The sequence below is a fragment of the Tamaricihabitans halophyticus genome, from assembly GCF_004340875.1.
Taxonomy (GTDB): domain Bacteria; phylum Actinomycetota; class Actinomycetes; order Mycobacteriales; family Pseudonocardiaceae; genus Tamaricihabitans; species Tamaricihabitans halophyticus.
Genome location: NZ_SLXQ01000001.1, coordinates 1,040,277 through 1,067,118, shown reverse-complemented (window position 1 = coordinate 1,067,118; position 26,842 = coordinate 1,040,277). Strand labels below are relative to the sequence as shown.

The window sequence follows — 26,842 nt, the reverse complement described above, 5'->3', positions numbered from 1 at the left end:
CATAAGGCGACAGAATCATAGTTCGCGCGCACAACTCGACCGCGAGAGAGCCCTTGGTTAGCAGACGGCCCCCGGGGTGCTCCCGCCTACTCCGCACGGCAGGCGGGCCCGTGTTGGACCACACACGGGACCCCGAGGGCCGGGTAACTGCCTGGTATTCGCCGAACGCTCAACGCGATTCCGCGAAAGGGAGTTCGACACCCGAAAGGGCAGTCGAACGAAACGTTGGCGTCCTAGCGGACAGCCACCTCACGAGTCCGATACGTATTCAACGTTGGACCACCTCCTTTCCCGTGTACCCATACGTTAGGCATTCCAGGCCGGTTCGGCAAACACATTTACCGGCAAGCGTTCAGCTGGCAAAGTGAGGTTCAATGCATACGCTCGGTATCGCTGGGGAGACGACTTCGTGACAGTGACCGCTGAAGATCTTGACGCCGCCGTTTCGCATACCGTGGCCACCCTTCGCCAGGCAACCGACCGGGACTGGCTGGCCAGTCCGGGGATTGGCGAGTGGAGCAGCTGGTACACCGTGGCGCATGCCGCCGATTGCTTGGTCGGTTACGCCGCACAGCTTGCCGCGCAGCCGCGGGAGCGTTATGTGCGCTTCCTGGCCACCGCCGATGACGAGGCGACGCCCGCGGACCTGCTGGAATTTCTCGTTGCCGGCGGCGGCATGCTCGGCGCGGTCGTGCGCACCGCGCCGCCGTCGGCGCGTGGCTACCACCCGAGCGGGATGTCCGATCCCGCGGGTTTCGCCGCCATGGGCTGCGTGGAGACGCTGGTGCACGGCGAGGATGTCGCGCGCAATCTCGGTCTCGTGCTGGATCCGCCACGCGCCACCTGCGAACGGGTACTCGCCCGGATGTTCCCGGTAGCCGCCGAAGAGCTCGCTGATACCGACCCATGGACGGCGCTGCTCTGGGCGACCGACCGGGTGCAGCTCGCTGGCCGTCCGGCGCAAACCGGCTGGCGCTGGCGCGGCCGACCACTAGACGAATAGGACGGTTGGATCAAGCCCAACCGAGCTCGTGCAGTCGAGCGTCGTCGATGCCGAAATGGTGCGCGATCTCGTGCACCACGGTAATGCTGACCTCGTCGACGACCTGCTCGTCGGTCTCGCAGATATCCAGGATCGCGTCCCGGTAGATGGTGATCGTGTCGGGTAGTACGCCGCCGTAGTCGGACATCCGCTCGGTCAGCGCGATCCCCTCGTAGAGCCCGAGCAGGCTCGGTTCCTCGGGGTTGCGCGCTTCCACCAGGATGACCACGTTGTCCATCATCTGCGCGAACTGCGCGGGCACCGCGTCCAGCGCGTCACCGACCAGTTCCTCGAACCGGGCGGGCGGCATATCCACCGGCATCTATCAGTTACCGTCCCCGGGCTTCTCGGAGCTTTCGGTTGACTCTTCTGGTTTCCCGGACTCCGACGGTTCCGGTTCCTTGGCGAAGCTACCGGTCACCGGGGCCAATGAATCGCCGTCCTTCGGGTCCGCGGCGATCTTACAGTTGACCAGTTTGGAGCCGGCGTCCCAACTCTCCTGCGATCTGGTGTCCCAGGAGACAACCAGCCCGTTGTCCTTCAGGCTCTTGCCACCGGAATACCGGTCGACCTCTTCCGAACACGTGGTGTCCAGATAGGTGTTCTGATCGTCCACGCTGGGATAGCCATCGGAGAACTCGTGGCCAAGGTCGATGATGCCGATCATCTCGTAGGCGTGCGCCTTGTCGCAGGCCACCGGGTCGCCGACGGTTTTCCCGTCCAGCGCGAGGCAGGTGCCCACTTCGTAGATATCCGACTGCTCCTGCTCGGCGGCCGGGCCTTCCAGTTCCTGTAGCTGGCCGCCAGGGGTGGCGTACTGGAGGCCGCAGCGCAGCTTGCGATCCCCGTCGCGCCACTGGTCCTCGCTTGGCCGCAGGGTGCCGAGCGAGAGCTTGCCTTCCGGGTCAAGCTTCTTGCCGAGTTGTTCCTCGGCCAGCTTGCCGCAACTCTGCTCGGTGAGCTCGCGCCACTGTTTCGTGGTCGGCGGCGGGGCTTGCGGCCCGAAGTCCGAGGCGATGTTCACCGAACCGACCATCTCGAACAGATGTGGCTGTGCGCATTTCACCTTGCGCATATCGCTGCTGTCACCCTTGGTCCAGGTCACGCAGGTGCCGGCGGGTGAATTGAAGGCTTCCTCGGCGCGCTTGGTCTCCTCGTCCACCACGGCGATCGGGTTCTGCACCTGCGCCGGCCAGGAGAAGGTGAGGCTGAGGCCGAGTACGACGAGCGCGCCAACGAAGGCCCCGGTCATCAACAGCCGGGTTCTGCCAGGGCCCGTGCGGCTCGGGCGTAACCAGTTAGACGGCGACATCAGAGACCATCATGCCTGTTCAGCAAGCCGGGCAGCCAGTGATACCGGTCATGAGCAGCTGACCAGCGGATTGCCTTGCGCGACTGGGTAGGTTCGACGTGTGCTGGAGCATCGGCGGGAACCCGAGGTAGCCGTGATCGGCGGCGGCGCGATCGGCGGCTACACCGCCGCGTTGCTCGCCGAAGCAGGTCGGGCGGTGACGCTCTGTGTGCGCAGCCCGGTCGAGCGGCTACGGCTGCGCACTCCGGACGGCAGCATCAGCCCCGAGCTGGCGATCAGCTCGGAGCCGGCCGCGCAACGACCCGTGCCCTGGCTGCTGGTCACCACGAAAGCGCAGGACACCCCGGGTGTGGCGGAATGGCTGCGGCACCTGGTCGGCCCGGAGACCGTGGTGGCGCTGTTGCAGAACGGCGTGGATCACGCGGAGCGCCTGGACGGCCTGGTCGAGCCTGCCGCGATCCTGCCGACCGTGGTGTATGCCCCGGTCGAGCGGGTGGCGCCGGGCGAGGTGGTCAGCCATGCCGACGGTCAGCTGGTGATCCCGGAAGGCGTGCATGCGGCGCGGTTTCGCGAGCTGTTCGACGGCACCGGGCTGGCTGTGCAGGCCGTGCCGGACTTTCGCGCGGCCGCCTGGCGCAAGCTGCTGAGCAATGTGGCAGCCAACCCGCTGACCGCGTTGACGATGCGCAGGATGGAGGTGATCACCGAGCCGGAGGTGGGCGCCATGGCCACCGAGTTGATGCGCGAAGCACTGCGGGTGGCTCGCGCGGACGGCGCGGAGTTGACCGAGCGGGAGTTGGACCGCATCCGGCGGATGTGGGGTCGGATGGACCCGGCCGGCGGTTCGTCGATGCTCTACGACCGGCTGGCCGGGCGGCCCCTGGAACACGAGTTCATCCTCGGGCCGATCGTGCGCTACGCCGAGCGCTACGGGATCGAGGTGCCACTCGCCCGCACCATGCTGACCCTGCTGCGCGCGCTGGACGTCGCGCCCGCACCACAAGATTCCTGAAGAACGCGGTCACCGGCTGCGTACAACGCGCGAGTTGCCGCGTTGAACAGCGGCCATGCGGGTGAAAGACGCCTACACTGGAGGAGGAAGGCGGATCCCCCAGCGCCTTCAACGGCTACCGTCGGCCGGACCTCCCCTCGCCGCCCGGCGGTAGCCCCGTTACGGCACCGCCCGGGTCCTGGCTACCGCACGCGACCCCGCCGCTAGTGTTATATGCCGTGATTGACCTGAAGACACTGCGCGACGACCCGGAGGCGGTGCGCGCTTCGCAGCGCGCCCGTGGCGAGGACGAGGCACTGGTAGAGGCCCTGCTGTCCGCCGACGAGACGCGTCGTTCCGCGGTGTCCACGGCGGAAGGGCTGCGCGCCGAGCAGAAGCAGCTCGGCAAACAGGTCGGGAAGACTTCCGGCGCGGAACGCGAAGAGCTCCTTGCTAGGGGTAAGGAGCTCGCCGCACGGGTCAAGGCCGCGGACGCGGAGCGCACCACGGCCGAGGAGAAGCTGGCCGAGCTGCACGCCGTCGTGCCAAACGTGGTGCATCCGGAGGCGCCGGCCGGCGGCGAGGACGACTACGTCGTGCTCAAACACGTCGGTACGCCACGCGAGTTCGACTTCACCCCGCGTGATCACGTCGACCTGGGCACCGGGCTAGGTGCCATCGACACCGAACGGGGCGCGAAGGTTTCCGGCGCCCGGTTCTACTTCCTCACCGGCATCGGCGCGCAGCTACAGCTCGCGATGCTGAACATGGCCGCGCAGCAGGCGTCCGACCACGGTTTCACGCTGATGATCACGCCGGTACTGGTGCGCCCGGAGATCATGGCCGGTACTGGTTTCCTCGGCGCGCACTCCTCGGAGGTGTACCGGCTGCGCGACGATGACCTGTACCTGGTTGGCACCTCGGAGGTCTCGCTCGCCGGCTATCACTCGGACGAGATCATCGACCTCAGCGCCGGCCCTCGGCACTACGCCGGCTGGTCCTCGTGTTTCCGCAGGGAAGCGGGTTCGTACGGGAAGGACACCAGGGGCATCATCCGGGTGCACCAGTTCGACAAGGTCGAGATGTTCGTGTACTGCAAGCCGGAGGACGCCGAGGCTGAGCACCAGCGGCTGCTCGCCTGGGAAGAGGAGATGCTGGGCAAGCTGGAAGTGCCCTACCGGGTGATCGACGTGGCCGGTGGCGACTTGGGCACCAGCGCGGCGCGCAAGTACGACTGCGAAGCGTGGGTACCGACCCAGCAGGCCTACCGGGAGCTCACCTCGACCTCGAACTGCACCACGTTCCAGGCGCGCCGGCTGAACATCAGGTACCGGGACGAGGAAGGGCGTACGCAGATCGCGGCCACCCTGAACGGCACGCTGGCAACCACCCGGTGGATCGTCGCGATCCTGGAAAACCATCAGCTGGCGGATGGCTCGATTCGGGTGCCCGAGGCGATGCGGCCGTATCTCGGCGGGCGCGAGGTGCTACAGCCCGGCGGCTAGTGCCGCGCGCACCTCGGCCGCGGCCGAGGCTCCGGCGATCTCGACGGGTTTCGTATCGCGTAGCGCGCGGCTCAGTACGAACGCGCCTTCGAGTCCGCAGATCAGCGAAACAGCCAGTTCGCGGGCGCGGTCCTGGGCGATGCCGGCCGCGCTGAACCGGGCGGCGAGAGTGCCGATCCACTCTTCGAAGACCTCCGCGCAGGCGCGGCGCAGGTTCTCGTTGGTGCTGGACACCTCGAGGGCAATGGTGGCGATCGGGCAGGCATCGGCGAAGTCGGTTTCCCGCAGCGTCGTCGCGGCCCCCGCGAAGGCGTCGCGTACCGCCGTTTCCGGGTCCGGCGCGGGGTCGAAGAAGGCATCGACGAGCTGGCCGTAGAGCCGGCCGGAGTTGCGAATTACCTGGTCGCCGAGGTCTTCCTTGCCGCCGGGAAAGAAGTGGTACAGCGAACCGAACGGCGCACTGGCCTCGGCGACGATCTGCTTCATTCCGGTGCCGGTGTAGCCGTTTCGCCGGAACAGCTTGGACCCGGCCAGCATGATGCGTTCCTTGGTGGTGCCCACCGTGCTAGTCTATCAGTAGAGCGATCTATCAAATCTCCTGTCAAAGTCTGCGGAGCGTGCGCTATGCCGGAGATCGAACTGTCCGCCGGTCGGATCGAATACCAGGACACCGGTGGTACCGGGCCGGTGATCGTGTTGCTGCATGGGCTCGGGCAGAACGCCGAGCTGTGGCGTGCGGTGATTCCGGAGTTGGCCGGTTTCCGGGTGCTCGCGCCCACCGTGCCGTATGGCTCACACCGTTATTCGATGCGCCCGGACGTGCCGTTGAGTCCGTATTCGGTGGCCATGCTGATTGGCGAGTTCCTGAAAAAGCTGGAGCTGACCGATGTGACTCTGGTGGAAAACGACGGTGGACACGCGCAAACTCTCGCCGCGAATCGACCGGACCGGATTGGCCGATTGGTGGTGGCCTCCTGCGAGGCGTTGGAGAACTACCCGCCGGGGCTGCCTGGCAAGCTCATCGGACTGGCCGGCAAGATTCCCGGTGGGGTCTTCCTGACATTTCAGGGTTTGCGTTTTCGAGCCGTGCAGCGGCTACCGATTGCCTGGGGTGTGATGACCAAGCGTGGCGTGCCGAGAGATATGGCGCGTTCCTGGCTGCGTCCCGTGCTGCGGCAGCCCGCGATTCGCCGGGACCTGGTCCGATACTTGCGTAACGTGCGGCGGACGGCGATGTTGACCGCGGCGGAGGGGTTGCGTTCGTTCCCGCGCCCGGCGTTGGTCGTCTGGGCTGCCGAGGACCGGATGATGCCGGTGGACACCGGGCGCCGACTTGCCGCGTTGCTGCCGAAGGGGCGGTTCGCCGAGATTCCAGACAGCTACACGCTGATCCCGCTTGATCAGCCGGTGGCGCTGGCCGCGAAGATCCGCGCCTTCCTGGCCGAGACCGCGTAGCCATCACCGCCCGTAACCGCAATCTTTAGGGATCTTGCGGTCAGACGCGCGGTGGGACGTAGCGGCCGTACTGCTTGCTGAGTAGCTGCGATTCCAGCGCACGTAGCTGCCTGGCCCGCCGGAACGGGTTGGTCATCGCGACGATCAGTTTCCCGGTGGCGGTGAGCATCACCAGCCCCAGTTCGAGCATCACCAACGAAAGTCCCCAGTTCAGCGTGGTGCTACTGGCACTGTCCCCGTCGAACGCCATGACCAGGCCGAGGATGGTGAACAGCAACGCTGGCACCACAAGCAACCCCGCCGCGATCGGCCGACCAACCCCGAGCGCGTGTCGCTGCTTGTTGTTGTGCTGCAGCCAGTTCAGTTCGGTGCGCACCAGGATGATCTGTCGCTGCAAGGCATCCGGCGGAACCGGAACTGGCGGCAACGGACAGTGCCGCTCCGCCGGCGGCCGGCCATCCAGCGGGTCGGGCAGTTCCGACCACGCCTCCGCGGGCAGCGGGCCCTGACCGACAAGCGGTTCCCAGGCGAGCGTCGCCAGCGGTCGGCGACGCAGCAGCACCGTGCCGAACACGAGCAGTGCGCTGGGTAGCGGCAGCGCCACGACGGCGATCACCAGTGCGACACCCCAGTCCTCGGCATCCGAGGCGGTGCTGAACTGGTCGATCACCGCGACGATGAACGCGCCGGTGAACAGGATGCCGAACCACTGACAGATCGCGCCGACCACGAACCGCCCTGGGTGCACCACCCGCCGCGCGTACTTGCTGCCGATCACTCGCCGACCTGATCCGCGACGTACTTGGCGATCTCCAACGCGCTGGTCGCGGCCGGCGAGGGAGCGCTGAGCAGATGCACCTGACCGGGTGCGGTATCGATCAGAAAGTCCTGCACCAGCGAGCCGTCCGCCCGCATCGCCTGCGCCCGCACGCCGGCACCGTGCCGCTGGATATCGGCCGGTCCGATCGCCGGAACCAGCCTGGCGAGGCTGGCCGCGAACCGCCTCCTGGACAGCGAACGGCGAACCTCGTCCAACCCCGTCGGGTACGCGTACTTGCGCGCGAGCCGCCAGATCCCAGGGAACCTGGCCACCTCGGCCACATCGCGCGCGGAGAAATCCGACCAGCGGTACCCCTCGCGATGCAGCGCGAGCACGGCGTTCGGCCCGGCGTGCACACTGCCGTCCACCATCCGGGTGAGGTGCACGCCAAGAAACGGCAGGCTCGGATCGGGCACCGGGTAGATCAGCCCGCGCACCAGGCCACGGGCGGCCGGCCGCAGTTCGTAGTACTCGCCGCGGAAAGGCACGATCCGCGCGCTCGGCCGCATACCAGCCATCCGCGCGATCCGGTCGGCGTACAGGCCGGCGCAGTTCACCAGGTAATCGGCGTGCAGCACGGTGTCGCCGGTGGCCACCTCGATCCGCGTGCCGCGCTTGCGGATACCGCGCGCCGGCGTGTTCAACCGAAGCTCGACGCCCGCCTCGGCAAGTTCATCGACGAGTGCCTGGCAGATCCCGGGGAAGTCGATGATCGCGGTGGTCTCCACGCGCAACGCGGCGACGCAGGCGAGCTCCGGTTCGTACTCGCGAGCCTGTGCGGGGCCGATCAGTTTGGCGGGAACCCCGTTCGCCTCGGCGCGTTCGGCCAGCGCGTGCAGGGCGGGGAGTTCATCGGTGTGCGTCGCCGCGACCAGCTTGCCGCATACCTCGACCGGTACCCGCTGTGCCCGCGCGTAGTCCACAATGGATCTATTGCCAGCTACGGACATTCGGGCTTTCAGCGAGCCAGGCGGGTAGTACAGCCCGGCGTGCACCACATTGGAGTTGTTGCCGGTCTGATGCCCCGCCCAGTGCGGCTCCTTCTCCAGGACGGTGACTTGCTGGCCGCGGGCGGACAGTTCGCGCGCCACCGCGAGCCCGAGGATGCCGCCGCCGATCACGATCGTTTCCCGCACGCCGCCCAGCCTAGCTGGCAAGACCGGGTGAACGGGGCAATACGGGCAATATCCCTGGCAAGTGCGCGCTCGGGGCAACCCTGCCGGCGCTGGGTGGGGATCCGGGACGGCTAGACTCGGAACTGCCTTTCCGCTGGTGACCCGTTGTGCGCAGCGAGGTTGCGCGGAAGTCGCAGTCTGCTGGGAGTGCCGTCTGGTAGGAGTGTCGTGTCCGAGGTCGTACTGGGTCAGCCCACCGTGGGTGAGGCGGAGCTCGCGGCCGTCGCGGAGGTCTTCGCCTCCGGATGGCTTGCCGGCGCCGGGCCCACCTGCCAGCGGTTCGAACAGCGATTCGCCAGCGTCGCCGGTACGGCTGCGGCGCTGACCACCAGCAGTTGCGGCGCCGCCTTGCACCTCGCGCTGCTCGGCCTCGGCGTGCGCCCTGGCGATGAGGTGATCGTCGCGGACTTCACCTTCCCGGCCACCGGGCACGCGGTGCGCTGGGTCGGTGCCACCCCGGTATTCGCCGACGTGCTGCCCGGGACCGGCACCGTCGACCCGGCAGCCGTGCGCGCCGCGATCACCCCGCGGACCACCGGGATCATCGCCGTGGACGTCGCGGGACTACCGGCCGACTACGCCGAGCTACGGTCCATTGCCGAGGCCAACGGACTTTTCCTGGTCGAGGACGCGGCCTGCGCGGCGGGCGCCAGCTACCGGAACGCGTCGGCCGGCAGCCTTGCCGATGTGGCCACCTTCAGCTTCCACGGCCGCAAGGGCATCACTTCGGGTGAGGGCGGCGCGATCACTTCGGACGATGCGCGCTTCATGGCGCGGGTACGCAAACTGCACAGCTACGGTATCGAGCCGGCGATCAGCAGGGAGGGCGCCGCCGAGCTGCCCATCCCGAGCTTCGCCGAGCTCGGTTACAACTACCGGATGTCCGATGTGCACGCCGCGATCATGACCGCGCAGCTGGACCGGCTGCCCGACCTGCTCGCCGCGCGGCAAAGGGTCGCCGCTCGCTACACCAGCGAGCTGGCCGATCTCGCCGAGGTGCGCACGCCCCAGGTGCCCGCGGACCGGACCCACCCGTGGCAGTCCTATCTGGTGCTGATCGAACCAGCGGTGAGCCGTGACCGGGTCGCGCTCGGCCTGCGGGAACGCGGCGTGCAGTGCAACTTCGGCACCTACGCCTCGCATCTGCAACCGGTGTACGGCAGCGCGGCGGACTGCCCGGTCTCCGCCGATCTGTTCCGGCGCAGCCTTGCCATCCCCATGCATGCGAACCTCACCGATGACGAGGTGACGAAGGTCGTGCGGACCTTGCACGACGTCGTCCATGAACTGTCCTAGTCAGATTGTCCACAAGGGAGACTCATGTCCGTTAAGACGGTATTGTTCACCGGCGGTGCTGGATTCATTGCCGGGCATGTAATCCCGCTGTTGCTTGAACGTGATTACCGGGTACGCATCCTGGACAACATGACGCGCGGGGACCGCGAGCGCGTCGCGGAATGGGAGCAAACCGGCAAGGTGGAACTGGTCGAGCGCGATGTGCGCTACGGCGGGGCGGTGCGCTCCGCGATGACCGGCTGCACGCACGTGATCCATTTCGCCACCGTGTCGATCAACAAGTCCATCGCGGACCCGCATGAATCGATCGACATCAACATGACGGGCAACCACAACGTGTTCGCCGCGGCCGCTGACGAGGGCGTCCAGCGGCTGGTGTTCGCCTCCTCCGCCTCGGTGTACGGCGAGCCGGAACGGCTGCCCATGCACGAGGACGATCAGCTGCGCCCGCTCACCCCGTACTGCATCAGTAAACGTGCCGGGGAGGACCTGCTCGGTTTCTACCAGCGACACAGTGGACTGTCCTGGAACGCGCTGCGGTTCTTCAATGTTTACGGGCCCGGCCAGAAGATCGAGGCCTACTACACCTCGGTGATCAACCACTTCATCGAGCGCCTGCGGGCTGGCCTGCCGCCGGTGATCGACGGCAAGGGCGAGCAGTCGATGGACTTCGTGCATGTGCACGATCTGGCTCGCTCCGTGGTGTGTGCGCTCGAGTCGGAACAGGCCAACCTGCCGATCAACATCGGCACCGGGGTGGACACCTCGATCGCGACGCTGGCCAAGATCCTGATCGATGCGGTCGGCGTGGACGTGCAACCCACGTTCAACCCGCGCGATGTGCTGGTTTCCCGCAGGGCGGCGGATATCTCCCGGGCTCGCGAGGTACTTGGCTGGGTTCCGGAGATCACCGTGGAGCAAGGTATGACCGACCTGGTGCGTGCCAGTGGCTGAGTCGGCTCGCGGGTTGCCCGCGAATCCATACAACGCGCACGCGTGGATCACCGGCGAGCCGGAAATCGGCGCGGGGACCTGGATCGGCGCGTTCACGGTGGTCGACGGTTCCGGTGGACTGCGGATCGGCGCTGGCTGCGATCTCTCCTGTGGCGTGCAGATCTACACGCACAACACGGTGCGCAGGTGCGTGACCGGGCAGCGTTACCCGCAGGTGGACCGCGCGCCGGTGTGGATCGGCGACCATGTGTTCTTCGGGGCGAACGCGGTGGTGTTGATGGGCGTCACGATCGGCGATTCCGCGGTGATCGGCGCCGGTGCCGTGGTTACTCACGATGTGCCGGCGAGTACCGCGGTAGCGGGTGTTCCAGCGCGTCCAATCGGGACGGTGCGGGACGATGGAACCATTGATTATGGGGGTTCGGCGTGAGAATCGCCGTGGTGAACAACTTCTACCCGCCCAGGGTTGGCGGCAGTGCACACCTGTCCGAATCGCTCGCGAAGGGGTACGCGGCGGAAGGGCACGAGGTGCTTGTGCTCACCGCGCGGCATGCCGAGGCGCCGGCCGACGAGGATGCGGACGGTGTCCGGGTCGTCCGATTGCCGGCGTTCCGGATGCCGGAGACCCGGCTCGCGGTGAACTTCGACATCCCCTTTACCGCGCGGCCAAGCCTGCCGCGCCGGGTGCGCAAGCTGCTCGATGATTTCCGCCCGGACGTCATCCACGCGCATGGCCAGTTCTTCGACCTGACCTGGGCGAGCGGGCTGTGGGCCCGCAAGAACGATGTGCCGATGCTGCTCAGTGTCCACACCAGACTGCAAAGCCCGCGCAAGCTGTACCAGCAGGTGTTCAACGTGCTGGACCGGTTTGTGGTCGCGCCGTTCATGCGCCGCTGTAAACCGACGTTCGTGGTGATGGACGTGCAGATGCGGGACTACATCGAACGCAAGTATCGCGGCGGCATCGCCGGCATGGTGCCTATTCCGGTTGGGGTGCACCCGGAATGGGTGCGCGGCGGGGACGCGGCGCTTGTTCGTGCGCGGCACGGGCTCGGTTCCGAGCCGGTGATCCTTTCCACCGGGCACGTGATACCGCTGCGTGACCGGATGGCGCTCGTCGAAGCGATGCCCGAGGTGTTGCGGTCCGTGCCGAAGGCGAAGCTGGTCGTCGTCGGCGGGGTGTACTTCGACGCGTTCCTGCGGCGGGCTCGCGAGCTGGGCGTGCGGGATTCGGTGCTGACCACGGGTGCCGTGCCGAAGCGGGATATCCCGCACTACCTCGCGGCGGCGGCGGTGGAAAGCCACGAGTTGCAGGGCTATGGCTTCGGTACGGCGAGTTTGGAGAGCATGGCGGCCGGGGTGCCGGTGGTCGCCGCGGTGCGTGCGGACAACTTCCTGGACATCAAGCTGGTGGACCGGAGCAACGTGCATCTGGTGCCGCAGGGTTCGGCGAGCGCGCTCGCCGCGCGGCTGATCGAGGTGTTGACCGATCCGCCAGCCTCCGCCGAGCTGGCGGCCGCGGGTTCCGCGCTGGTGGACGCCAACTTCACCATGGAAGCCGTGCTGGCCAAGCACCTCACCGTGCTGCACGACCTCGCCAACCGCAATCTCTAGGAATATTGCGGCCACGGAGCGTGACCGCGTTCTTTGAGGTTAGCGGGGTTACCAGGGTAGCTTCTCACCGATCTTCTCGCCGACCTCGCCGATCTTGTCCTTGGTGGACTCGACGGCATCCTCGGCCTGCTCCTTCTTGTTCCCGACCCACTCGCCAGCTTCGTCTTTCCTGTCCCCGATCCACTCGCCGGTTTTCTCGAAGGTGTCCGCGGCTTCCTTGGCGGTCTTCTCGACCCATTCGCTCTGCTCTTCGCTCAACGTGATGTTCCCGCTGACCCCACCGCCGAAGCCAAGAGCGCCCTTGAAACCAAGGCCGATCTCGTACTTACCGTCCGGCCCCTTGTGCAATCCAGCGTGGGCGTCAATGCCGATGCCGTAGCGGACTTCCCCAGTCAGGCCCGCGTTGAGACCGTCCTCGCCGAACTGGTACTTCAGGTCTTCGCTGATCTTGCCGCCGGCGAAGGCATTCGCCCCAGCTCCCATGCTGACCGCGCCGGTGTGGTCGATGCCCCAGGTCGGTTTGCTGAGTCCAGCTTCGCCACCCAAGAAGTAGTTGGTCTTGCGCTCGATGGGGCCAAAGCCGAGATCGAATTCACGCGGCCGGGACTCGCCGAACAGCCCGAATCCTCCGCCGTTCTCGTCTATCTTTCCACCCAGCACGAGGTCTGGCACGGCCACGCTGAAGGGTCCAAGATGGACCTCGCCGAGTGAGTCGAGCTTGATACCGCCAGCGCCGTTCGGGAGTTCGCCCCAACCAAGCTTCGGCCATTCCAGGCGCCAGTCGAACGGTTTCGGCGGCTCATCGGGGCTCGGGCCGCCGCCATCGAAGAGGCCGCTGAGGAAGTTGCCGAACATATCGCGGAGTTCGCCCAGCCCATCGCCGGCCTTGCCAGCCGCGTCCTGCAGGAACTGGCCCACTCCGGCGACCCAGCCGGGTACGTTGCTTGCCTGCTCGCGCAGCCCGCTCAGCGCGGAGCTGGTCGCGGCGTCCGCCTCGGCGAGCTGGGCACGCGCCCGCTCGAGTAGTTCCCTTGCTTGCTGCCGCAGCGCTTCGCCCGGGTCGTTGAACGGCGGGACCGCCTTCGCCCGAGGATCGCCGAGTGTGCTCAGCACCAGGTTCTTCGCGACCGCGGCGGCGTGGTCCGCCTTGGCCTTCGCGGTCGCCGCCTCGCCCTGGCGCCACAACTCGATGGCCTCCGCGGCCTGGCCCTGCGCCCATTCGAGCACGCCGCCGAACTCGTTGACGACCTTGCTTGCGTTGGTCAGCGCTTCGCCGGCTTTCGACCACTTCGGCGGTTCCTCGGCGAACTTGCCGTTGAACGCCTGCGCGGCCGCGCCCTCCCAGCCAGCCACTTTCACCTGGCCAAGCGCCGAGCCGACCGCGCTGACCTGTGCGCCCCGCTGCGCCAGCTGGCTTCCCTGCTGTTGCACCCCGGCCGGCTCGCCGGGAACGAGATCCTTCGGGTTCTCCGACTGCCCGAGTTCGGCGGCCATCAGTTGCCTCCCTCGCTGCTCGGCGCGCGCTGAATCCAGCCCTCGGCCGCATCGTCGGCCGCCGCGTACTTGCGCGCGGTGAGCTGCAACATCGTGCCGGCCGTGGCCGCGTCCGCCGTCATCGACCGGGCGGCGTTCTGCATATCGCGGCACAGCCCCGTGAGCGCGCCGTGTACCTCGCCCTCGCCGAAGGCGGCGCCGTCGGCGCACGCTCCGGACAGGTCGAACCCCTCCATCGGGCTGACGGCTTCGCTGATCCCGGAGGCCGCGCCAAGCAGCTCCCCGGTCTGGACGTCGAACTTGGTCATTGGAGTCCTTCGCCTCTCGCTCGCACCTATTGTGACATAGACGCGCCAGATGTACCGGCGGTTCCCGCTTGGTTGGGATCGGTGTGACGGTGCCGTGCACCTTGCCTCGACCCTGCCCGTCGATTACTGTCGGTTCCGTGACTGCCGGGTCTGCCAATAGGCATGAGCGAGTAAGGTTCCCGGCCCAGCCGTGAGCCTCCGGCGGGCCAGAGGCCCGCCCATCCATCAAGTTCTCCCCGTTTCACCCTTCGACGCGTCGCGCTTTCCTGCGCTCGAACGCGGCTGTTTCCTGCCCTGACCAGGGTCACCCTGTGCTGTCCAAAAAGGAGGAATGTTTATGGCAATTGACTTTAACCAACAGATCATCGATGAGTTCCGCGCCAACAAGGGTCGCGTCGGCGGCCCCTTCGAAGGCGCTCGGCTGCTGCTACTCACCACCACCGGCGCACGTACGGGTGGCAAGCACACCACACCACTCGGCTACCTGCCGGACGAGAACGACCGCGTACTGGTGATCGGCTCGGCGGGTGGCGCGCCGAACCATCCCGACTGGTTCCACAATGTACTCGCCAACCCGCAGGTGACCGTCGAAACCGGACTGTATAGCTACCAGGCGAACGCGGTCGAAGTTACCGGCGCCGAACGGGACCGGCTGTTCGCCCGTGCGGTCGAGGCCGATCCGGGCTGGGCGGAGTATCAGGCCAACACCAACCGCGCCATCCCGGTTGTCGCGCTCGATCCGGTACATGCGGGCCCACCGGTCAGTGGCGGATCCTTCGGCGAGATGCTGCGTGGCATCCACGACGTGTTCCGCAGGGAAATCGAGTTGGTCCGTGCGGAGGTCGCGCGTTCTGGGCCGGGGATCGGCGCCCAACTACGGGTGAACTGCCTGAACCTGTGCAAGGGACTGGAATTTCACCACACCGCCGAGGACGCCGGGATGTTCCCCAACCTGGCGGTGCGCTTCCCGGAACTCGAACCGACCCTGGCGCGACTACGCGCGGAACACGAGGTCATCGCGAAACTCCTGGACGAGCTGCAGCGGGTGATCATGGCGGACGGTCCCGAGCGCGCCCAGGTGCTCGGCGAGGTGGATCGGCTCGCCGCCGAGCTGCACGAGCACCTGCGTTACGAGGAAGAACAGCTGATCCCACTGTTGGACGGCTGACGCTCGTCCGAGTGATGCGATTCGGCCGGCAGCCGTGAAAGCCTGACGAACGGCGGCAACTGGCTACCTCGGGAGTGACGGGATGCGAATACGGCGGGTATGCGGGGTGCTCGGCGGGATCTGTGCGCTGGCAGCGCCGCTGGTCGTGCCCGGACTGGTCGTGCCAGGCTTGGCCGGCGCCGAACCGGGTACGACCAGCTCGGCCGAGCGAGTCGCGCACTACCAGCCGAGCCCGCGGGCCGAGGCGAAGGCGGCGCCGTCCGGAGGGCGCGGCGGCGATTTCACCGGCGATCAGATCACCGATATGCTCACTCGGAACGATGCGGGTGCACTGCGGGTCTACCCGCACAGCGGCACGTTCGACGGCAAGCAGACCTACCGCGATCCGGCCACCATCGCCAACGGCTGGGGAACACAGCGCTGGGTCGGGCAGGGCGATCTGAACGCGGATGGGTTCGCCGACGCGCTCGCCGTTGACCAGGAAGGCACGCTGCGCTGGTACCCGCACACCGGTGAGTTCGCCGGGCAGGACACGCTCGGCGAACCGGAAGTGCTCGGCCACGGCTGGAACACCACCGATCTGATCACCACCGCCGACCTGAACGGCGACGGCTACGACGATATGGTCGCGCACCGCAAGGGCACCGGAGACACCTACGTCTACGAGCACACCAGGGAACTGAACGGCACCGCGACGTTCAAGGAGCCGGTGTTGCTGATCAGTGGTCCGGAGGACGACGTGCAGCAGATCGTCGCGGATCTCACCGGCGACGGCGTGCTGGACGTGCTGGCCAAACGCCCGAACGGCGAGCTCGAGCTGTTCTCCTTCACCCATGGTGAGCAGGGCAAGACGTTCACCATCGGCTACGGCTGGGATCTGCTCGATGCGATTTCGGTTAGCGATGTCACCAACGACGGCAACCCGGACATCCTCGGTAGTCGGGACGGCAAGCTGTACGTGTACCCGCATTCCGGCTCCTTCGATGCCGCCAACCCCGCGGCTACGCTGGGCAAACCCGTCGAGGTGCGCGCCGAATGGCAAGGCGGCGAGCTACTGAACTAACCTCTGACCGCAATATCCCTAAGAAATGCGGTTCGCCCGACGAGGGGGAGGTTCGAAGCGCGTCATGGATACGTGGGTCTTTTACGTGATCGGCGGTGTCCTGCTGGCCGGCTACATGGTCTGGCAGTGGCAGCACAACAAGAAGAAGATCGCCCACTTCACCCAGGTTGCGCAGCAACGCGGCTGGCAGTACCGCCCGAAGGACAGCAGCGTGCTCGGCCGTTTTCGCGGCTCGCCGTTCAACAGCAGGGGGCATTCCCGGCGTGCCCGGCACGTGTTCAGCGGTCAGCACCGGGGCAAGCCGTTCTGCTGCTACGAGTACACCTACAAGGTCACCAGCGGCAGTGGTTCGAACAGGCGCACGCAGACTTATTACTTCCGCATCGCCTCGGTAAGCACCCCGGCCACCCGGCCAACCTTGGAGATCAGCAAGGAAGGCTGGGGCAGCAAGATGCTCGACTTCGTCGGGGTGCGTGACCTGCAGCTGGAGAGCGTGGAGTTCAACAAGGCGTTCAAGATCAAGACGGAGAACGACAAGTTCGCCTACGACGTACTGCATCCACGGACGATGGAGTGGATGTTGCACGACCCGCGCGCGCCGGAAACCCCGGTCCGGTTCGAAAACGGCGGACTGGTGACCTGGGAACGCGGCAAGTTCGATCTGGAGTGGATGCAGCCGCGCCTCGACTACCTCTGCGAGTTCGTCGAGCGGGTACCCGAGTTCGTCTGGAAGTAGTTTTCGGACTGAGTCTTCGGACTGGGGCTTCGGACTTGGGGCGTGTCATGGTGTGGGCTCTGCTGGTATCGACGCTCTTCCTGCTTGGCCTTGTGGGTGTCCTGTTGGCGGTGCGCCAGCTCGCCAAGCGATCCTTGCGGCGTCGCCACCAGGTGGCCGCGATGGCAATCCAGCAACTTGTTCATTACCACGGCTGGCGGTACGCGCCGGTCGACCCCACGCTGCTGGCCCGATTCGCCAAGGGTGATCCGTTCGACCTGGCATTGCCGAACCGGCGCACCGCGCAACATGTGGTCACCGGCCAGTATCGGGGTCGCTGGTTCTGCTGTTTCCAGTTCAGTTACCGGCAGCCCCAGGACACCTACGGGCTCAAACCGTTGGTGCATTTCAAGGTCTGGGTCATCCCTACTCCGGCGCATCGACCGGAGCTGCAAGTGAGCCGAGCGAACTCGCTGGCCGGGCTGTTTCGTGGCGGCGAGCAGGTGGAACTGGAGAGCACCCAGTTCAACGAGAGCTTTACCGTGCTGTCCGCGAGCCCCCGGTTCGCCTTCGATGTGTTGCATCCGCGGATGATGCAGTGGCTACTCGCCGATTCGCGAGCGCAGCGGATCCCGTTTCGGTTCGAAGGTGGTGAACTCATCGGCTGGGAGCTTGGTGCGTTGACCGGGCACGAGATCGAGTACGGCGTCAACTACCTGTGCGATATCGCGGATCAGGTGCCGGATTTCGTCTGGCGACAGTACTGACGGCAGGGCCGTACCCGCCGTCAGCTGTTGTCCGGCGCCGGGCCTTCGCTTCGCACCGGTTGAACCGAGGAAACGAACGTCTGGAAGTCCTCGATCAGCTGTTGCGCCTGTGTGGGCGTCGCGGTGAAACCCAGCTCTAGCACGACTCGGCGGTCCGGGCTGTGGATGTCCTTGATGGCCAGCAACACCTGGGATTGCAGCAGTTCCCGCATACTGCCCCGCAATTCGGCGTTGATCCGCAACGTCTGGGTCAGACCCGGCGCCTCCGGGCTGCCAACCTCGGTACGGTTGCTGACCGCTACCTGGCTGGATACCTGGGTGAGTCGGTTGACTGACTCATCGGCGATCTCATGCAGTGTCGCGGGATCCGGCCGGTACTCCCCGTTGATCGTGATGTTCGCGGTGAAGTCGTCGGTACGCGATTCCGGATGCAGCGCGACGAACGCCGCGCCGGCCGCGCCCACCGAGTCCGGGTCGGTGGCCTGCCAGCCATCCGGCAACCGGAAGTTCACCGGGATCGGAATGGTCGTTGCCATCGCAGCTCCGTTTCGTTGTTGTCGCAGGTCAGCGCATCTTAAGCGCGCTAACCTTAAAGAACGCGGTTCGGGTTCCGCTCACCCGCGAGGAGGCCGTCGACCACGCGATGCGCGGGCAGGATCGAGTCACGCTCGGCGTCGGCGTCCACGGTGCCGTCCAGGATGTCCAGGAACCGGTCCAGCTGGGTGGCCAGCGGCTCCCGCGCGGTGCTCAACTCGGGGATCTCCAGCACGGTCTGCTGCCGGTAACCGCGCCAGTCCCCGACCTCCGCATCATGCGAGACGTGCCGGTAGATCGCGACATCCCGCCGCAGCAGGTCGATCTCGATCAGCCGGTCCAGCTCGGTGATCGCCAGGGTGCGCACCTTGCGCTGGCCGATCCGCGAGGCGGAGACCGAGGCAAGTCCTGGCGCGAAGGAGAGCACCGCCTCCACCGCGTCTTCGGCGCCCGGCTGGGAATCCGGGTGGAACTGGCCGGTGTCCGCGATGGTGCGAACCGGCTCGGCGCCGAAGAACTGGATCGCCAGATCCACATCATGGATCAGCAGATCCCAGGCAACCCCGGTTTTGATGCGTGGGGCATATGGCCCGTGCCGGCGGGCAGTCAGCTGCACCGGGTCGGTTACCAGCGAGCGCACGGTCAGCACCGCCGGGTTGTAGCGTTCGAGTAACCCGCAGAGGATCGGCACGTCAGCGGCCGAGGCCGCGCCGAGTACCTTGGTGCACTCGGCAAGGCTGTCGCACAACGGTTTCTCCACGAGGATCGGAAGGCCCGCGCGAATGCACGCCATGCTCAGCTCGTAGTGAGTTTCCGTTGGCGATGCGATCACTACAGCGTCCACATCAGACAACGTGTCGATACTTGGTGTCCACTGAGTCTCGTGATCCTCGGCGAGTGCTCGACCGATCGTCGGGTTCGGATCGATGATCCTGCTCAGTTTGGCGCGCCTGCTCGCACTGAGCACTCTGGCGTGCAGCGCGCCCATTGAACCGGCGCCGATCAGCGCGATCCGGTGCATACCGGTCAACCTCCGAGGATATCGCGGACTTCGTGCACAATCTTGTCCACATCAGACTTGTCGAGCGCGGGGTGCACGGGAAGGGAGAGAGCCTGCCTTGCGATTGCCTCGGCAACCGGCATTGACTCCGCCATTACCCGGGGGTGCCTTTGGTAGCAAGGGTAGTCGAAGACAAGCCGCGGGTAGTAGATCCCGGTGCCGACGCCGCGTTCGGCGAGCTTTGCGGCAAGCTCGGCCCGATCCACTGTGGCGTCCGGGGTAACCCGCACCGTGTACTGGTGCCAGACGTGTCCACGCCCGGGCAAGGTCGCCGGCAGTGCGAGTCCGGGGGTGCCGGCGAGCCCTGCGGAAAGCGCCGCGGCGTTCGCCCGCCTTGCCGTGGTCAGCTCGGCGATACTCGCCAGCTGTGGAATGCCCACCGCGGCGTGCAGATCGGTCATCCGGTAGTTGTGCCCGACCGTTTCGTACTCGTACTTTCCGCGCATGCCTTGGTTGCGCAGCACGCGCAGCCGGTCCGCGAGCTCGTCGTCGTCGCAGGTGATCATCCCGCCTTCGGCGGTGGTCAGGTTCTTCGTGGCGTACAGCGAGAAACAGCCGATGCCAACCGATCCAGCCTGGCGGCCGGCGAAATCCGCGCCAATGGCCTGCGCCGCGTCCTCGACCAAGGCGATGCCGTGCCGGTCCGCCAGCTCGGTCAGCCGGCCAAGATCCGCGGTCTGGCCGTACAGGTGCACCGGCAGCAGCGCGCCAGTTCGAGCGGTTACCGCTGCCTCGACGGCATCCGGGTCCACGCAGAAGTCGTCTTCGCGGATATCCGCGAACCTGGCGACGGCGCCGGCTTCCAGGATCGCGTTGAGCGTGGCGACGAAGGTGAACGGCGAGGTGATCACCTCGGCCCCGGCCGGTAGGTCAAGCGCCTGCAACGTGGCGACGAGCGCCGTCGTGCCGTTGCTCACCGCGATCGCGTGCCGGGTGCCGACCAGTTCGGCGAAGCCCTCTTCGAGCCGGCGCACCATCTTGCCCTGCGCTATCGCGCCGGAGCGGAGCACCTCGGTAACAAGTGGTTCGGCGGCGCCGACATTGACCACGGTGATCGGAATCATGCTGGCCTTTCGGTGCGCGCAACTACTTCGGTGGACCAGCTTCCACAGTAGAGGGCGCGGCGGCGCCGCTGACGGCGCGGGGGCGTACCTTCGGTGCGCGCCGTGCTTTACGGCTAATTCCGGACGAAACGCAACCGATGGGGTAATCGTGACTAACCAGATCCACCCAACCGCGGTAGTCGGCGCGGGCGTGGAAATGGGTACCGGCAACGTGATCGGGCCATACACGGTCATCGTCGGGCCGGTCGTGCTCGGCGACGACAACTGGATCGGCCCGCACGTGACGATTGGCACGCCAGCCGAGGACCGCGGCGGCCCGCATCCGGCCGGTTGGGCGGACGCGCCAACCGGCGCGGCCACCGAGGACGGCGCGGGGGTACGCATCGGCAACCGAAACCGGATCCGCGAGTACGTCAGCGTGCACCAGGGAACCTGGCGGGAAACGTGGATCGGCCACGATTGCTACCTGTTGCGCGGCAGCCATACCGGCCACGATGTCCGGTTGGACGACCGGGTGACGCTGGCCTGCGCGGTACAGCTCGGCGGGCATACCCACGTATGGGCGGACGCGAACCTCGGGATGAACACCACGGTGCACCAGCACGGGCGGATCGGTCCCGGCGCGATGGTTGGTATGAGCGCCGCGGTGCGCGGTGAGGTCGGCGCCTTCACCATCGCCGTGGGCAATCCCGCTCGGGTGTCCGGGATCAACGAGGTTGGCCTGCGTCGAAAGGGTTGCGATGAGGCAACGATCGAGGCGCTTGGGCCGTTTCTCAAGGGAAAGCAGGCCCGGCCGGAAGCCGAGCTGGCCGGCGATGCGGGAGAGTTGGGCACACTGCTTGTGGAGTGGGCGGCACGCTCGCCGCTGAACGACTGAAGGGTGAACATGGCGATCGAGGAGCGGTTGCGCGGGGTGTTCGTGGAGTCTCTGCAGCTCGACGAGGGCGCCGCGGTGGAGAACCTGAAGTACCGGGATATCGAGGCGTGGGATTCGGTCGGACATATGGCGCTGGTCGCGGCGATCGAAGACGAATTCGATGTGCAGTTCGATACCGATCAGGTGATTGACATGAGCAGCTTCAAGGTCGCGGTGGACATGCTGCGGGGCATGCTCGATGGCTGAACCGGACCCGATCCCGGCTTCCTTGGCGGGAAAGGTCGCGCTGGTCACCGGCGGCACGCGGGGGATCGGCTACGCGACGGCCGAAGCGCTGGCCGTCGCCGGCGCGACCGTAGTGCTTACCGGCAGGGACGGCGCCGAAGCCGCCGAACGGGCTGCGGCCGCCGGCGCGGCGAGCGGGCTGGCGCTAGACGTCACCGACGCCAAGGCCGTGCAGACGGTGGTGCGTGGGGTGGCCAAGGAGCACGGCCGGTTGGACATCGTGGTGGCCAACGCCGGTGTGCTTGAGGACGCGCTGCTCGGGATGATCCGCGCCGAGGCGGTGGACGCGCTGCTCGGCACGAACGCGGCTGGCACCATCCACACCGTGCAGGCCGCCACCCGCGCGATGATGCGGCAGCGCAGCGGCTCGATCGTGCTGCTCGCCTCGATCGTCGGGGAGCGCGGCAGCGCCGGACAGACCGCCTACGCCGCCTCCAAGGCCGCGGTGGCCAGCGTGGCGCGCTCGGCCGCGAAGGAACTCGGGCGCTACGGCATTCGAGTGAATGCGGTCGCGCCCGGCGTGATCGAAACGCGGATGACCGCGCATCTGGGCGAGGAGGTGCTCGAGCGCCGGATCGCCGATACCCCGCTCGGCCGGCTCGGCCAGGCCGACGAGGTCGCGCGGGTGATTCGCTTCCTGGCAAGCGACGAGGCATCGTTTGTCACCGGGCAGGTACTCGGCGTGGACGGCGGGCTCGTTCTGTAACCCGGCGGCCGGAAACGGAGTTGGTAACCGTGCTGGTGCACGAGGACGCGCGACTGATCCACGCGCCGAGCGGTGAGGTACTGCGCGGTGCGCAGCTCGGCACGGCGGTGCGCCGCCGCGCCGATGAACTCGCCGACCTGCCACCCGGGGTCGTCTTCCTGCGCGCGAGCACCGAGCTGTCCAGCGTGCTCGACTACCTCGGCGCGATCGCGGCAGGCCGGTCGATCGCCCTGCTCGACCCCTCGCTCGAGGAAACCCTGCTTGCCGGGCTGCTCGAGCGGTTCCGGCCGGCCGCGCTGCTCGGCGCCGTCGGAGTGCCGCCGATTGCCGGCTACTACCCGGATGGCGAAGGCCGAACCTGGTTGCGCGAGGCGACCGAGGGGGTGGTGCCGCATCCGGAACTCGCCGTGCTGTTGCCGACCAGCGGCACCACCGGGAACCCGAAGCTCGTGCGCCTGTCCCGGCGCGCGGTGCTGCACAACGCCGAAACGATCGGAAAGGTACTCGGCATCGCGGACACCGATGTGGCGCCGACCAGCCTGCCGCTGCACTACAGCTACGGGCTCTCGGTGCTGAACAGCCACCTGATGCGCGGCGCGGCCGTCCTGCTGCACCCCGAAGGGCTGTTCGCGCGCTCGTTCTGGGACGCGGTCGGCGAGTACGAGGTGACCACCTTCGCCGGGGTGCCGTACCACTACGAGATGCTGCGCAAGCTCCGGTTCGACCCGGCGCGCTATCCGAGCCTGCGCACGCTCACCCAGGCCGGCGGCCGGATGCGGGTCGAGCTCGTCGAGGAGTTCCACGCCAAGATGCGCGCGGTGGGCGGCCGGTTGTTCGTGATGTACGGGCAAACCGAGGCGGCGCCGCGGATGGCCACGGTGCCGGCCGAGCGGCTGCCGGACAAGGTCGGCTCGGTTGGCTGCGCGTTGCCGGACGGCGCGTTTTCCATCAAGCGCGCGGACGGCAACGAGACCACGCATCCTGGCATCGGTGGTGAGGTTGTCTACCGTGGACCGAACGTGATGATGGGATACGCGGATCAGGAAGCGGAGCTGGGCGAAGGCGATCAGCTGGCCGGCGTCCTGCATACCGGCGATCTTGGTTACCTGGACGAGGACGGTTACCTGTTCATCACCGGGCGGCTGAAGCGGATCGGCAAGATCTTCGGCAACCGGGTCAACCTGGACGATCTCGAACAGCTGGTGCGCGAGGCCGATCTCGGGGTGGATGAGGTGGCCGTCGTGGCCGGCGCGGACAAGGTGGTGGTCTGGCTGGCCGGCGCCGCCGAGCAGTCCTGCCAGTCCGCCGCGCACACGCTGGCCGACCGGCTGCATCTGCACATCAGGGGTTTCGACGTACGCTCGGTGGATGCCCTGCCGTTGCGGAGCAACGGCAAGATCGACTACCCCGAGCTGGAAGCACGCGGATGACCGGACTACTGCGCGAACTTGTCGAACTCACCGACTACCACCGCGACCGCTGCCCGCCATACGACCGCGTGCTGCGCGCGCTGGACGTGCCGCGCGGCTTGCCCGGCGCCGGGCTCGAAGACCTCCCGTGGCTGCCGGTACGCATGTTCAAAACGCACGAGTTGCGCAGTATTCCGGATTCTGACGTGTTCAAAGTGCTCACCTCGTCCGGTACCACCGGCTCCGGCGCCTCGCGGATCTACCTGGACCGGGACGCGGCCGGTGCGCAGACCAAACGGCTCGGCGCGAGCCTGCGAGCCGTGCTCGGCCCGAAACGGCTGCCCATGTTGCTTGTGGACACGATCGGGATCATCACCAACCGCAGGGAATTCTCCGCGCGCGGTGCCGGAGTGCTCGGCATGGCCACCTTCGGCAGGGCGCACACCTACCTGCTCGACGAACACGACGAACCGGATATCGCCGCACTAAAGGACTTTCTCGCGAAACACGGCGACCAGCCGTTCCTGATCTTCGGGTTCACCTTCCTCGTCTGGCAGTACCTCTACGAGGTGGCCCGCGAGCATTCCCTCGATCTGTCCAATGGCATCCTGATCCACTCCGGTGGGTGGAAGAAGCTGGCCGATCGCGCGGTGGACAACGCCGAGTTCCGCGCCAGGTTCGCCGCCGATACCGGGTTGACCCGAATCCACAACTACTACGGGATGATCGAGCAGATCGGCACGGTGTACCTGGAGGGGCCGTCCGGGGATGGTCTGTACTGTCCGGATTTCGCCGACGTGATCATCCGTGATCCGCTGACCTTCGAACCGCAGCCGATCGGTGAGCCGGGCGTGATCGAGGTGCTCAGCACGCTACCTCGATCCTATCCCGGGCACGCGCTGCTCACCGAGGATCTTGGTGTACTGCATGGCATCGACGACGGTGACTGGCCGGGTAAGCGGTTCTCCGTGCTAGGCCGGCTGCCACGGGCGGAAGCGCGAGGTTGCTCGGACACCTTCACCACGCGGGGGACTGCCGCATGAGGCAACTGTTTCCCGCACCTGCCGAAACCACCGCCGAGCGGGTTGTTGCCGAGCTCTCCGGGGAGAACCCGTTGCGGTTCGGCGATGAGCGGGTGATCGACTTTCTCGGCAAACTGGCGCGGAGACTGCTCGCCCCGGATACCGCGCGGGCCTACCCAGAGCTCGCCGCACTCGGGTTCTTCCTGCGGCCAGGCGAACTTCGCAAAGTGCTGGATACCGCTCCCGCGCCGGATGGCGGGTACCGGTTCCCGCGAGGGCTCTGCTTCCACGTGCCACCGGCCAATGTGGACACCATGTTCGTCTACTCCTGGGCGCTGTCCGCACTGGCCGGCAACCCGAATATCGTCCGGGTCTCGCCAAGGGTTTCCGGCGCCGGCGCGGTGTTGCTCGATGCGCTCGCGGAGATCGCGGATAGTGCCGAGCCGGCGGTGGCCAGCACCCAGCGGATGGTCAGCTACCCGCGCGACCCCGCGGCCACCGGGGCGTTTTCCGCGGCCTGCGAACTTCGCGTGCTGTGGGGTGGCGACAGGGCGATCAACGAGCTACGCGAGCACCGGCTTGCCCCGAACGCTCGAGACCTGACCTTTCCGGACCGGGCGTCGTTCGCGGTGATCTCGCTTGCCGGCTGGCAGGCGGCAAGCGCGGCCGAACGGCGCGCGGCGGTGGAGGCGTTCTACGCGGATGCCTACTGGTTCGATCAGGCCGCCTGCGCTTCGCCACGCGCGGTGTACTGGATCGGTGCGGGCGAAATGGCCGAGGCGCGGGACGAGTTCAACGCGCTGCTCGCCGAGATAGTCGCGCTGCGTGGCTACGCGCTGGAACCCGCGATGGCGGTAGAGCAGCGGGTGGCCGGCTATGGTCTCGCGGCGGACGGCAGGGTGCGCGGGCTCGATTTCGGCGCCGGGGTGGCCACCGTCGACCTGGCCGACCCCGCCGATCCGCCGAGGCAATGGCTGGCGGCGGGCACCTTCGCGCATACCGCGTTGTCGAACCTCACCGAGCTGGCCGGTCTGGTGCGGCGAACGGATCAGACGCTGATCCAGTTCGGTTGCACGGAGGACGAGCTTGCCGAGTTCGTGGCGGCGGCCGCGGGTAAGGGGATCGACCGGATCGTCCCGTTCGGTTCGGCATTGCGGTTCGATCCGATCTGGGACGGTTACGACCTGCTGCGCGAGTTCAGCCGGCTCGTCACGGTGCGCGCCAGATGAGCGCCGAGACCGCCGCGTCGACGACCTCCCGGAACTGGCGGTCGCTGGCGGTTACCTGGGCGCGCCGGATCCTGCTCGCCGCCGTGCTTGTTGGTGCCGGCTACTACCTGGTGACGCGCTGGGACGAGGTATGGGACACGCTTGCGCGGGTGCCATGGCCGGCCGCGGTGCTCAGCCAGCTGGTGCTCATCCTCGGGATCGCGTCGAGCACCCTCGGCTGGCAGGTGATCGTGGATGACCTGGGTACCAAGCTCGGCCCGATCCGGGGTCCGCAGATCTATCTGGTCGGCCAGCTAGGCAAGTACCTGCCCGGCGCCGTCTGGGCCTATGTGTTGCAGATGGAGCTGGGTAAGCAGGCTGGGCTGCCGCGTGCGCGCAGCTTCGTGTCCTCGCTGATCCAGGTTGGCGTGTCGACCGTGGCTTCCTTGCTGCTCGGGGTGCTCGCCCTGCCGGTGCTGCTGGATGAGAGTCCGGGCGCGATCTGGCTCTACGCCGTGCTGCCGGTTGGTCTGGCCGCGCTGCATCCCCGGCTGCTCACCTGGGCGGTGAACCTGGTGCTGCGGATCTTGCGTAAGGCACCGCTGGCGCACCGGTTGCGCTGGGCGACCGTGGGCAAGGCGCTTGGCTACTCGCTGTTCACCTTCACCTGTTTCGGGACGCATCTGTGGTTGCTCGCGAACAGCCTTGGTACGCCGGGGTGGGGCGGGCTGCTGTTGTGCACCGGGGCGGTCGCGATCGGGCTGACCGCGGGGCTGTTCTTTTTCATCCTGCCCTCCGGGGCAGGGGTGCGTGAGGTGGTTGTCACGGCCGCGCTGGCCACCAGCATCGGGCCGGTCGCCGCCGGCGCCTACGCGATTGCCTCGCGGGCGATGTTCACCGCGGCCGACGTGGTCACCGCTGGTGCCGCGGCGCTGCTCGCCAGGGGATATCGGGGTCCGGCCAAGGGCATACCGTCGGTACGTACTAGCGAGTAGCCT

29 protein-coding genes are annotated in these 26,842 nt (G+C 67.1%); 19 read left to right on the top strand and 10 right to left on the bottom strand.

Features of this window, described 5'->3' with window-relative positions:
• Nucleotides 1-409: 409 nt before the first annotated feature.
• Nucleotides 410-1,003, top strand: coding sequence for a DinB family protein (locus EV191_RS05140; protein WP_132875606.1), 594 nt, complete (start codon nucleotides 410-412; stop codon nucleotides 1,001-1,003).
• Between the two features lie 10 nt (nucleotides 1,004-1,013).
• Here the strand turns inward: EV191_RS05140 and EV191_RS05135 are convergent, their stop codons facing one another.
• Both EV191_RS05135 and EV191_RS05130 read right to left on the bottom strand, forming a co-directional pair.
• A complete protein-coding gene (locus EV191_RS05135; protein WP_132875605.1) occupies nucleotides 1,014-1,364 on the bottom strand; it encodes a metallopeptidase family protein in 351 nt (116 codons plus the stop codon).
• Between the two features lie 3 nt (nucleotides 1,365-1,367).
• On the bottom strand, nucleotides 1,368-2,294 hold the full coding sequence (locus EV191_RS05130) for a septum formation family protein (protein ID WP_165912823.1): 927 nt from the start codon (nucleotides 2,292-2,294) through the stop codon (nucleotides 1,368-1,370).
• A gap of 160 nt (nucleotides 2,295-2,454) precedes the next feature.
• On the opposite strand from EV191_RS05130, the gene EV191_RS05125 reads away from it, so the two are divergent.
• A complete protein-coding gene (locus EV191_RS05125; protein WP_132875603.1) occupies nucleotides 2,455-3,366 on the top strand; it encodes a 2-dehydropantoate 2-reductase in 912 nt (303 codons plus the stop codon).
• 218 nt (nucleotides 3,367-3,584) lie between these two features.
• Nucleotides 3,585-4,850 (top strand): serine--tRNA ligase, encoded by a 1,266-nt coding sequence (gene serS, locus EV191_RS05120; RefSeq protein ID WP_132875602.1) that lies wholly within the window; start codon nucleotides 3,585-3,587, stop codon nucleotides 4,848-4,850.
• Here serS and EV191_RS05115 read toward each other — a convergent pair.
• Entirely contained in the window at nucleotides 4,833-5,411 is a 579-nt protein-coding gene (locus tag EV191_RS05115; RefSeq protein ID WP_132875601.1) for a TetR/AcrR family transcriptional regulator, read from the bottom strand. The genes serS and EV191_RS05115 overlap by 18 nt on opposite strands.
• A gap of 63 nt (nucleotides 5,412-5,474) precedes the next feature.
• On the opposite strand from EV191_RS05115, the gene EV191_RS05110 reads away from it, so the two are divergent.
• A complete protein-coding gene (locus tag EV191_RS05110; RefSeq protein WP_132875600.1) occupies nucleotides 5,475-6,305 on the top strand; it encodes an alpha/beta fold hydrolase in 831 nt (276 codons plus the stop codon).
• A 40-nt stretch (nucleotides 6,306-6,345) separates the two neighbouring features.
• Here the strand turns inward: EV191_RS05110 and EV191_RS05105 are convergent, their stop codons facing one another.
• Entirely contained in the window at nucleotides 6,346-7,083 is a 738-nt protein-coding gene (locus tag EV191_RS05105; protein ID WP_132875599.1) for a hypothetical protein, read from the bottom strand.
• Nucleotides 7,080-8,261: an L-2-hydroxyglutarate oxidase gene (gene lhgO / locus EV191_RS05100; protein ID WP_132875598.1), complete on the bottom strand. Its 1,182-nt coding sequence runs from the start codon at nucleotides 8,259-8,261 to the stop codon at nucleotides 7,080-7,082. The genes EV191_RS05105 and lhgO overlap by 4 nt, the downstream gene beginning before the upstream one ends.
• Before the next feature lie 207 nt (nucleotides 8,262-8,468).
• Between lhgO and EV191_RS05095 the strand changes: the two genes are divergently transcribed.
• The 4 genes from EV191_RS05095 to EV191_RS05080 are packed head-to-tail and all read left to right on the top strand — an operon-like array spanning nucleotide 8,469 to nucleotide 12,164.
• The gene (locus EV191_RS05095) at nucleotides 8,469-9,596 is read left to right on the top strand and encodes a DegT/DnrJ/EryC1/StrS family aminotransferase (RefSeq protein ID WP_424565424.1); all 1,128 of its coding nucleotides are present in this window, start codon (nucleotides 8,469-8,471) and stop codon (nucleotides 9,594-9,596) included.
• Nucleotides 9,597-9,620: 24 nt separating this feature from the next.
• Complete coding sequence (locus tag EV191_RS05090; RefSeq protein ID WP_132875597.1) at nucleotides 9,621-10,550, top strand: NAD-dependent epimerase/dehydratase family protein; 930 nt, start codon at nucleotides 9,621-9,623, stop codon at nucleotides 10,548-10,550.
• Nucleotides 10,543-10,980: an acyltransferase gene (locus tag EV191_RS30800; RefSeq protein WP_279388406.1), complete on the top strand. Its 438-nt coding sequence runs from the start codon at nucleotides 10,543-10,545 to the stop codon at nucleotides 10,978-10,980. Before EV191_RS05090 ends, EV191_RS30800 begins: the two co-directional genes overlap by 8 nt.
• The gene (locus EV191_RS05080; protein WP_132875595.1) at nucleotides 10,977-12,164 is read left to right on the top strand and encodes a glycosyltransferase family 4 protein; all 1,188 of its coding nucleotides are present in this window, start codon (nucleotides 10,977-10,979) and stop codon (nucleotides 12,162-12,164) included. Before EV191_RS30800 ends, EV191_RS05080 begins: the two co-directional genes overlap by 4 nt.
• Nucleotides 12,165-12,212: 48 nt before the next feature.
• Here the strand turns inward: EV191_RS05080 and EV191_RS05075 are convergent, their stop codons facing one another.
• Together EV191_RS05075 and EV191_RS05070 are read right to left on the bottom strand one after the other, a co-directional pair.
• On the bottom strand, nucleotides 12,213-13,658 hold the full coding sequence (locus tag EV191_RS05075) for a putative T7SS-secreted protein (protein WP_132875594.1): 1,446 nt from the start codon (nucleotides 13,656-13,658) through the stop codon (nucleotides 12,213-12,215).
• Complete coding sequence (locus tag EV191_RS05070) at nucleotides 13,658-13,966, bottom strand: hypothetical protein (protein ID WP_132875593.1); 309 nt, start codon at nucleotides 13,964-13,966, stop codon at nucleotides 13,658-13,660. The genes EV191_RS05075 and EV191_RS05070 overlap by 1 nt, the downstream gene beginning before the upstream one ends.
• Nucleotides 13,967-14,303: 337 nt before the next feature.
• Here EV191_RS05070 and EV191_RS05065 point away from each other — a divergent pair, with 337 nt between their 5' ends.
• From EV191_RS05065 to EV191_RS05050, 4 genes are all read left to right on the top strand, one after another.
• Nucleotides 14,304-15,134: a nitroreductase/quinone reductase family protein gene (locus EV191_RS05065; RefSeq protein ID WP_132875592.1), complete on the top strand. Its 831-nt coding sequence runs from the start codon at nucleotides 14,304-14,306 to the stop codon at nucleotides 15,132-15,134.
• 82 nt (nucleotides 15,135-15,216) lie between these two features.
• Nucleotides 15,217-16,197, top strand: coding sequence for an FG-GAP repeat domain-containing protein (locus EV191_RS05060; protein ID WP_132875591.1), 981 nt, complete (start codon nucleotides 15,217-15,219; stop codon nucleotides 16,195-16,197).
• Nucleotides 16,198-16,261: 64 nt separating this feature from the next.
• Nucleotides 16,262-16,933: a type III secretion system chaperone family protein gene (locus tag EV191_RS05055; protein WP_132875590.1), complete on the top strand. Its 672-nt coding sequence runs from the start codon at nucleotides 16,262-16,264 to the stop codon at nucleotides 16,931-16,933.
• A 47-nt stretch (nucleotides 16,934-16,980) separates the two neighbouring features.
• The gene (locus EV191_RS05050; protein ID WP_132875589.1) at nucleotides 16,981-17,679 is read left to right on the top strand and encodes a DUF3137 domain-containing protein; all 699 of its coding nucleotides are present in this window, start codon (nucleotides 16,981-16,983) and stop codon (nucleotides 17,677-17,679) included.
• Between the two features lie 20 nt (nucleotides 17,680-17,699).
• Here the strand turns inward: EV191_RS05050 and EV191_RS05045 are convergent, their stop codons facing one another.
• From EV191_RS05045 to EV191_RS05035, 3 genes are read right to left on the bottom strand one after another with little or no spacing between them, the layout of a single operon-like run.
• The gene (locus EV191_RS05045) at nucleotides 17,700-18,215 is read right to left on the bottom strand and encodes a hypothetical protein (protein WP_132875588.1); all 516 of its coding nucleotides are present in this window, start codon (nucleotides 18,213-18,215) and stop codon (nucleotides 17,700-17,702) included.
• Between the two features lie 53 nt (nucleotides 18,216-18,268).
• Nucleotides 18,269-19,234: a Gfo/Idh/MocA family protein gene (locus EV191_RS05040; protein WP_132876157.1), complete on the bottom strand. Its 966-nt coding sequence runs from the start codon at nucleotides 19,232-19,234 to the stop codon at nucleotides 18,269-18,271.
• A 5-nt stretch (nucleotides 19,235-19,239) separates the two neighbouring features.
• Complete coding sequence (locus EV191_RS05035) at nucleotides 19,240-20,337, bottom strand: DegT/DnrJ/EryC1/StrS family aminotransferase (protein WP_132875587.1); 1,098 nt, start codon at nucleotides 20,335-20,337, stop codon at nucleotides 19,240-19,242.
• 148 nt (nucleotides 20,338-20,485) lie between these two features.
• Here EV191_RS05035 and EV191_RS05030 point away from each other — a divergent pair, with 148 nt between their 5' ends.
• From EV191_RS05030 to EV191_RS05000, 7 genes are read left to right on the top strand one after another with little or no spacing between them, the layout of a single operon-like run.
• Entirely contained in the window at nucleotides 20,486-21,214 is a 729-nt protein-coding gene (locus EV191_RS05030; protein WP_132875586.1) for an acyl-ACP--UDP-N-acetylglucosamine O-acyltransferase family protein, read from the top strand.
• A gap of 9 nt (nucleotides 21,215-21,223) precedes the next feature.
• Entirely contained in the window at nucleotides 21,224-21,460 is a 237-nt protein-coding gene (locus tag EV191_RS05025; protein ID WP_132875585.1) for an acyl carrier protein, read from the top strand.
• Nucleotides 21,453-22,205, top strand: coding sequence for an SDR family oxidoreductase (locus tag EV191_RS05020; protein WP_132875584.1), 753 nt, complete (start codon nucleotides 21,453-21,455; stop codon nucleotides 22,203-22,205). The genes EV191_RS05025 and EV191_RS05020 overlap by 8 nt, the downstream gene beginning before the upstream one ends.
• A 29-nt stretch (nucleotides 22,206-22,234) precedes the next feature.
• Nucleotides 22,235-23,635, top strand: a complete 1,401-nt coding sequence (locus EV191_RS05015) for an AMP-binding protein (RefSeq protein WP_132875583.1) — start codon at nucleotides 22,235-22,237, stop codon at nucleotides 23,633-23,635.
• Complete coding sequence (locus tag EV191_RS05010) at nucleotides 23,632-24,657, top strand: LuxE/PaaK family acyltransferase (protein WP_132875582.1); 1,026 nt, start codon at nucleotides 23,632-23,634, stop codon at nucleotides 24,655-24,657. The genes EV191_RS05015 and EV191_RS05010 overlap by 4 nt, the downstream gene beginning before the upstream one ends.
• Nucleotides 24,654-25,865: an acyl-CoA reductase gene (locus EV191_RS05005; protein WP_132875581.1), complete on the top strand. Its 1,212-nt coding sequence runs from the start codon at nucleotides 24,654-24,656 to the stop codon at nucleotides 25,863-25,865. Before EV191_RS05010 ends, EV191_RS05005 begins: the two co-directional genes overlap by 4 nt.
• Nucleotides 25,862-26,839 (top strand): lysylphosphatidylglycerol synthase transmembrane domain-containing protein, encoded by a 978-nt coding sequence (locus EV191_RS05000; RefSeq protein ID WP_132875580.1) that lies wholly within the window; start codon nucleotides 25,862-25,864, stop codon nucleotides 26,837-26,839. The genes EV191_RS05005 and EV191_RS05000 overlap by 4 nt, the downstream gene beginning before the upstream one ends.
• The last annotated feature ends 3 nt before the right edge of the window (nucleotides 26,840-26,842 follow it).

Coding starts and splice junctions, on each gene's coding strand:
- EV191_RS05130 (WP_165912823.1), bottom strand. CDS start 2,294: ATGACCGGGGCCTTCGTTGGCGCGCTCGTCGTACTCGGCCTCAGCCTC.
- EV191_RS05005 (WP_132875581.1), top strand. CDS start 24,654: ATGAGGCAACTGTTTCCCGCACCTGCCGAAACCACCGCCGAGCGGGTT.
- EV191_RS05040 (WP_132876157.1), bottom strand. CDS start 19,234: ATGCACCGGATCGCGCTGATCGGCGCCGGTTCAATGGGCGCGCTGCAC.
- EV191_RS05010 (WP_132875582.1), top strand. CDS start 23,632: ATGACCGGACTACTGCGCGAACTTGTCGAACTCACCGACTACCACCGC.
- EV191_RS05035 (WP_132875587.1), bottom strand. CDS start 20,337: ATGATTCCGATCACCGTGGTCAATGTCGGCGCCGCCGAACCACTTGTT.
- EV191_RS05065 (WP_132875592.1), top strand. CDS start 14,304: ATGGCAATTGACTTTAACCAACAGATCATCGATGAGTTCCGCGCCAAC.
- EV191_RS05110 (WP_132875600.1), top strand. CDS start 5,475: ATGCCGGAGATCGAACTGTCCGCCGGTCGGATCGAATACCAGGACACC.
- EV191_RS05050 (WP_132875589.1), top strand. CDS start 16,981: ATGGTGTGGGCTCTGCTGGTATCGACGCTCTTCCTGCTTGGCCTTGTG.
- EV191_RS05060 (WP_132875591.1), top strand. CDS start 15,217: ATGCGAATACGGCGGGTATGCGGGGTGCTCGGCGGGATCTGTGCGCTG.
- EV191_RS05055 (WP_132875590.1), top strand. CDS start 16,262: ATGGATACGTGGGTCTTTTACGTGATCGGCGGTGTCCTGCTGGCCGGC.
- EV191_RS05025 (WP_132875585.1), top strand. CDS start 21,224: ATGGCGATCGAGGAGCGGTTGCGCGGGGTGTTCGTGGAGTCTCTGCAG.
- EV191_RS05020 (WP_132875584.1), top strand. CDS start 21,453: ATGGCTGAACCGGACCCGATCCCGGCTTCCTTGGCGGGAAAGGTCGCG.
- EV191_RS05090 (WP_132875597.1), top strand. CDS start 9,621: ATGTCCGTTAAGACGGTATTGTTCACCGGCGGTGCTGGATTCATTGCC.
- EV191_RS05075 (WP_132875594.1), bottom strand. CDS start 13,658: ATGGCCGCCGAACTCGGGCAGTCGGAGAACCCGAAGGATCTCGTTCCC.
- EV191_RS05045 (WP_132875588.1), bottom strand. CDS start 18,215: ATGGCAACGACCATTCCGATCCCGGTGAACTTCCGGTTGCCGGATGGC.
- EV191_RS05000 (WP_132875580.1), top strand. CDS start 25,862: ATGAGCGCCGAGACCGCCGCGTCGACGACCTCCCGGAACTGGCGGTCG.
- EV191_RS05135 (WP_132875605.1), bottom strand. CDS start 1,364: ATGCCGGTGGATATGCCGCCCGCCCGGTTCGAGGAACTGGTCGGTGAC.
- EV191_RS05070 (WP_132875593.1), bottom strand. CDS start 13,966: ATGACCAAGTTCGACGTCCAGACCGGGGAGCTGCTTGGCGCGGCCTCC.